4 protein-coding genes are annotated in these 5,045 nt (G+C 70.6%); all 4 read right to left on the bottom strand.

The window, feature by feature from the left end:
- Positions 1–130: 130 nt before the first annotated feature.
- The 4 genes from ACFWPJ_RS24320 to ACFWPJ_RS24305 all read right to left on the bottom strand — a co-directional run bounded on the left by ACFWPJ_RS24320 (position 131) and on the right by ACFWPJ_RS24305 (position 4,845).
- The gene (locus ACFWPJ_RS24320) at positions 131–1,480 is read right to left on the bottom strand and encodes a cutinase family protein (protein ID WP_378854699.1); all 1,350 of its coding nucleotides are present in this window, start codon (positions 1,478–1,480) and stop codon (positions 131–133) included.
- Between the two features lie 241 nt (positions 1,481–1,721).
- Positions 1,722–2,840 (bottom strand): lipase family protein, encoded by a 1,119-nt coding sequence (locus ACFWPJ_RS24315; RefSeq protein WP_378854698.1) that lies wholly within the window; start codon positions 2,838–2,840, stop codon positions 1,722–1,724.
- Entirely contained in the window at positions 2,837–4,060 is a 1,224-nt protein-coding gene (locus ACFWPJ_RS24310; RefSeq protein ID WP_378854697.1) for a cutinase family protein, read from the bottom strand. The genes ACFWPJ_RS24315 and ACFWPJ_RS24310 overlap by 4 nt, the downstream gene beginning before the upstream one ends.
- Positions 4,057–4,845 (bottom strand): hypothetical protein, encoded by a 789-nt coding sequence (locus ACFWPJ_RS24305; protein ID WP_378854696.1) that lies wholly within the window; start codon positions 4,843–4,845, stop codon positions 4,057–4,059. Before ACFWPJ_RS24305 ends, ACFWPJ_RS24310 begins: the two co-directional genes overlap by 4 nt.
- Between the last annotated feature and the right edge of the window lie 200 nt (positions 4,846–5,045).

Raw genomic sequence — 5,045 nt, 5'->3', positions numbered from 1 at the left:
TCGTTGTCACCTCCTTCTCGCGGGATCGCTGGCGGGATAGGCCCTTCGGGGGCGCTGCCCACCGGGTGAGAGAACCGGCGGGGTAGGTCGGGTACGACCCCGCTGGTGTTGCAGCGCACCCCGAAGGGGTTCAGGGACGCGGCGTTGTGGTCGCCGCGTGGACCGGCGGCGAGGTGCTCGTCGCCGTGGGGATGGTGGTCTTGGGAGAGGGGCTTGCCGACGGTGTCGTCGCTGGGGACGAGTTGTTCGCGGTGGGGGCGAGGTCTTCGGCCAGGGCGATGAACCAGTCCGCGACTGCGGTCAGCGGGCTCGTCCCGGAGCTGGTCGCGGTGGCGCTGGTGTAGCTGGCGCGGCGGCCGGTCGCATCGGAGTACTGCGCGGTCGCCGAGGTCGTGTACAGATCGCTGGTGTCGGTGATCGTGGACGTGATCGCCTCGAACGCGGAGGTCACCCACGTGCTGATCGTCTGTGGCGGCACCAGATCCACAACCGCCTCAGCGAATTTCGCCGCGAGTGTCGCCAAAGCCGCTGCCGGGTTGGACAGCCCGACCGTGGCCAGTTCGGTGATGGTCGAGGCCGTGAAGACCTTCTCCGCGACCGCGATCACCGAATTCAGCCCGATCGCCCCGACCTTGAACAACGCCGACAATGCGTCTGATCCGCTCGTTGTCGGCGCGGTGGGTGAGGAGGCTTCGGCGATCCGCTGCCCCAGCGTCTTGCTGGGGTCGTAGGACAGCTGATCCAGGCTGTTGCCGGAGATATCGTCGCTGACCACCCCGACCGCGGTCGTGAAGGCAGTCGATGCCAGCGCTTCGGCAACGACACCGATCGCAGTGACCGGGTCCTTGCCCTCAGCTTGGCCACTGATGTTGGCGACCGCGGTCAGCAGCGGGCTGCCGGACTGGACATCGCAGGTGGCGTCACCGGCCACGCACAGATCCGCGACGCGTCCCACCAGGGTTCCGTAGCTGACCGGGCTTGCGGCAGCGGCGATCCCGGCTCCGGACAGCCCGGTATTGGTCAGGGTGATGGTGCGGGTGTTCGTTCCCTCGGTGCCGGGCGTGGGAGCCGGTGTGGCCGAATCGGTTCCGGGCAACACGGTGGTCGCGGCTCGCCTCGCGGGATTCGCCACAAGCGCCACTCCGGCCACCGTGTCCGCCGGAACCGATGAACGTCCGGCACCGACCTTCTCAGCCCACGACGCGGCAGCGGCAGCGCCCTGGGCGTAGCCGGCGACGGCGACCCTCACCGACGGGCAGCGGCCGATAGCCTCGACCGCGGTCTGCTCGATCCGGTCCGCAGCGGCGGAGATCGCCGCCGCGTATCCCGCGGATGCGCTGTCGGTTTCGGTGCCGTAGACGATGTAGCTGCGGTGCACTAAACCGCCTGTGGCGGTGGTGATCCGGCCAAAAGCCTGCCCCAGCATCCCGGTATCACTGGTGTCGGCGGTGGTGGCCGCGCCCTCCTCCCCGCTCTGCACCCCGATGACGGCAAGCGCGGGACACTGCTGAGCAACCTGGGTAGTACTGGGGCTGTCAACCGGAGTTGAGGAGGTCGTTGCCGGCTCCGCTGTCGCGGGCGCCGGCAGCGCGGCCATAACCAATGCCGCGACCATCGCGCCGAGTACCCATCCCAGCCCGCGATGACGAGGTGGTGTCTGGGTATTGCTGGAGTTCATCGGCTTTCGCTTTCGTTGATACGGCCAGGGGTGTGCACTGAACTCAGGTCGCGGGCAATGTGCCGCTGTGTGGGGGGCGGGTGAACCCTTCGCGAAGGACGGCGAAAACGTCGGCGGTGCCTAGATCGGCGGCACCGAGGTGGGTGGCGTCGAACTGTGACCAGGTCACTTCGACCTGGCGTGCGCTGTAGTCGGCGAACAGTGCGCGAGTGGACGCGACGGGCACGAGGGCGTCGAGCAACCCCTGGTACAGGTGGACCGGCACGATCGGCGTCTTCTGTGGCAGTACCTCACTGGCCAAGACATGCCGCCAGATCGGGTCACGCCACGGATCGGGGCGTTCGCACCAGCGGCCCAGGGGGTAGCCGTACTCGGCGAGGAGCGTGCCGGCATCGAGGGTGCTGGCAGTCGTGACGGCGCGGACGCCGTCGTCGCTGAGGATGTGGTCGATCGGCAGATGCGCGTAGGCGCGGCCGAGCCCGATCATCGCCGCGAACGCCATCCCCGCGAACGGGCCGCCGTCGATGCTTGGGATCAGAGCGCCGGGGTCGGTGATGACCGCGCCGGCCGCGACGGCCCGCAGATCGAGCTCGGGGGCATAGCCCGGATGCTGCTCGGCCGCCGCCGCGGCCACCCGGCCACCGTCACCGTAGCCCCACACCGCCACCGGTTTCGGCAGCTCACCAGCCCGGGTCGGTGCGCAGATCGCACGAGCAAGGTCCAGGACCGCGTGCGCGCCGGAGGCCGCCGCGAGGAAGTGGTGGGGCCCCGCGCCGGTCAGCCCGAGACCGATACCGTCGGGGATCGCGACCGTCCAGCCCATCGCCAGCGCCGCGGCCATACTCGGCGCATCCGGCTCGGTACCCTCGACCACCAGTTGCGACGGCGCGCATGCCCCGCCCAGACCGTGGAAGGTCGGGCAGAAGATCACCACCCGCCGCTGCGAGCTGCCGTTGGCCGAGTTCACGCCGGGTTCGAGCACGATTCCCGACGCCGCGACCGGAAACCCGGACCCGGCGGTCGTGGTGTAGACGATCTGGCGGGCGGCTCCGACACCGGCCGGGTGCGTCACAGTGACGTCGCGGGAGCGCAGGATGACGCCGGGCGCACGCCCGGAGGTGACGGAGGTGTTGGCGAAGAAGTCCTCTGCATCGCCGGTCATGCCCCGGCCCCCGCTGCGTCGTGGGCCAGCGCGATCATCCACGCGGTCCCCGAGGCCAGCTGCCCGGTCAACGCGTAGGAGTTGTGGCGGCCGACGGTGTCGGCGAACCGCACCCAGACCGCAGGGTTCACTAGGTCGGCGTTCTCCGCGACAAGCTGCCCCCACGCTCCGCCGAGCTGGGCCAGCAGACCGGGTAGCTGCCACGGCGCCGCGGCCAGGGCAGCCGTGATCGCGTCCCACTGGGCAGCCGCCGCACCGGCATCAGCCGAGCCCGACCGGGGGTCGGCGGCATCGACAACGCGCTCCCCCAAACTCAGCCGCGGGATGTAGGCGACCTGGGTTCCGTTCACCTGGAAGTCATTGAGCACGGCGGTGTTCCACGTATCTCCCAGCGCGGCGGACATCGTCGTGCCGATCGTGCTGACGGCGGCGACCGGGTTGGTCAGATCGGCGTGCGCGAACACCTGGGCACCCAGCCGGAGAAGGGTCGCGGTTGGGGGTGCCGAGCAGGCCAGGTCCCCGTCGCTGCAGATGTCGGCCACCCGCCCGGTCAATGACCCGTACCCATCCGAGCTGGTCGCGATGCCCGCGCCACCGGCCGGGGCGGCCAGGATCCGCACACCCGACACCGCCGCACCGGAAGTGCCTGGCGCGGGATCGGGCACCGTCTGACCGGGCCGACCTGGAAACACCGGTTCGGTGACGGCTCGATCGGGGTTTGCATACAGCGCTATCCCCGCGACCTGGTCGGCCGAGATCGGCCCGTTGCCCGCCCCGACGGCGCGGGCGAAGCTCGATACCGCCTGAGCCCCTTGGGAATAGCCCACTGCGGCCAGCTTCGTACCCGGGCACGCGTCGGCGATCTGCGTGGCCGCGGCATCGAGCGAAGCGCGGGCACCTGTCACCGAGTCCACGTAGGGATCCGTGCCACCGCCGGGCACGATCCCACCGAACCCGGCCGAGTAGCCAACGTAGGCGCGTTGCACGAGGCCCGGCACCGCGGAAACGACGGGGCCGATCAGCGATCCCACCACGCCGGTGTCTGCGAGGGGATCCGCGGTCGGTGAAGACTGCCCGGTGCCCTGGACACCGAGCAAGTAGAGCGCAGGGCAGCCGTCGAGCGGGACCGCGGAGGCCGGAGCGGTGGGAGCGGCAGTGATCGCCGCCGCACTCAGCACGGCTGCCGCGAGGCCGGTGGCGGTGCGCGGGGTTCGGGTCACTGTCCGACTCCGACGCCCGCGCCGAACCCGGCGCCGATCGTGCCACCGACCACCCCGCCGACCACTGCGGCCGGGACACCGGTGATCGCCGCCCCGGCGGCGGCTCCGGCGGCGGCGCCGAGGGCGGTGCCGGCGACGCCGCTGGTGGCTTGGCCGATGATCGGGACCGGGATGACGATTCCCAGTGCGGCACCGGCGATCCCGCCGACTGTGCCTCCGACCAGCCCACCGACCGTGGCACCGACCACCGCGGCCGGAGCGCCCAACGCGGTGGCTCCGGCGGCGGCGCCGATTCCGGTTCCGGCCAGGGTGGCGCCGCTGACGCGGTCCGAGCGCCCGGCGGGGATGCCGACGGAGTCCAGGGCGGTGGCGATCTGGGCTTCGGCTCCGGCAGCGGTGTTGTTGATGGTGTCGCGGACCTCGACCGGCAGCCAGTCTGGGCTCGGGGTCTGCCATTCCCCGATCCGGATCGTGCCCTCCTCCGGCACGATCGGTGCCACTGGCTCGACCGGCTCAGGCAGGTGCAGCTCTTCGATGCGCACCGGCTCGACCGGCTCGTCGACCTCCGGTGCCGGACGTTGCGGTGCTGTCCGAACCTCTTGGGGCTGTTCGTAATAGGCCGGTGGCGCAGCAGGCTCGGGTTCCGGCGCCGGCTCGGGAGGCGGAGCGGGGGTCGGGGATTCGGTGGCAGGTTGGGCGGGGCTTGTCACCCCCCCTTGATCAGCGACCGCGGCAAGGTTGTCGGCAGCGTGGGCGGGACCGGCGGCCGCGATGGCAATAGCCAACGGCAATGCTCCCGCCAAGATCATTCCGCGACGGCGAGAAGAGCGGTTGCGATGCCAGCTACGAGCCGATCTCGTTGCGGTGGAGGCGATTTCGTGCATGACTGATGGAGCCCTTTCTGCGCAAGGGTGCAATGCGGGTTGGTGATTCGCCCGACACTGGGCGGAATTGTGCGGACCGAGGTTGTGGGACCGGGCCGTCG

Source organism: Nocardia sp. NPDC058497 (assembly GCF_042720195.1).
Lineage (GTDB): Bacteria > Actinomycetota > Actinomycetes > Mycobacteriales > Mycobacteriaceae > Nocardia.
Note: the sequence above shows the minus strand (reverse complement) of the source record. Positions and strands in the feature narration are given on the sequence as shown.

Excerpts from the sequence above, each read along its gene's own strand:
- ACFWPJ_RS24315 (WP_378854698.1), bottom strand. The coding sequence starts at position 2,840 with ATGACCGGCGATGCAGAGGACTTCTTCGCCAACACCTCCGTCACCTCC.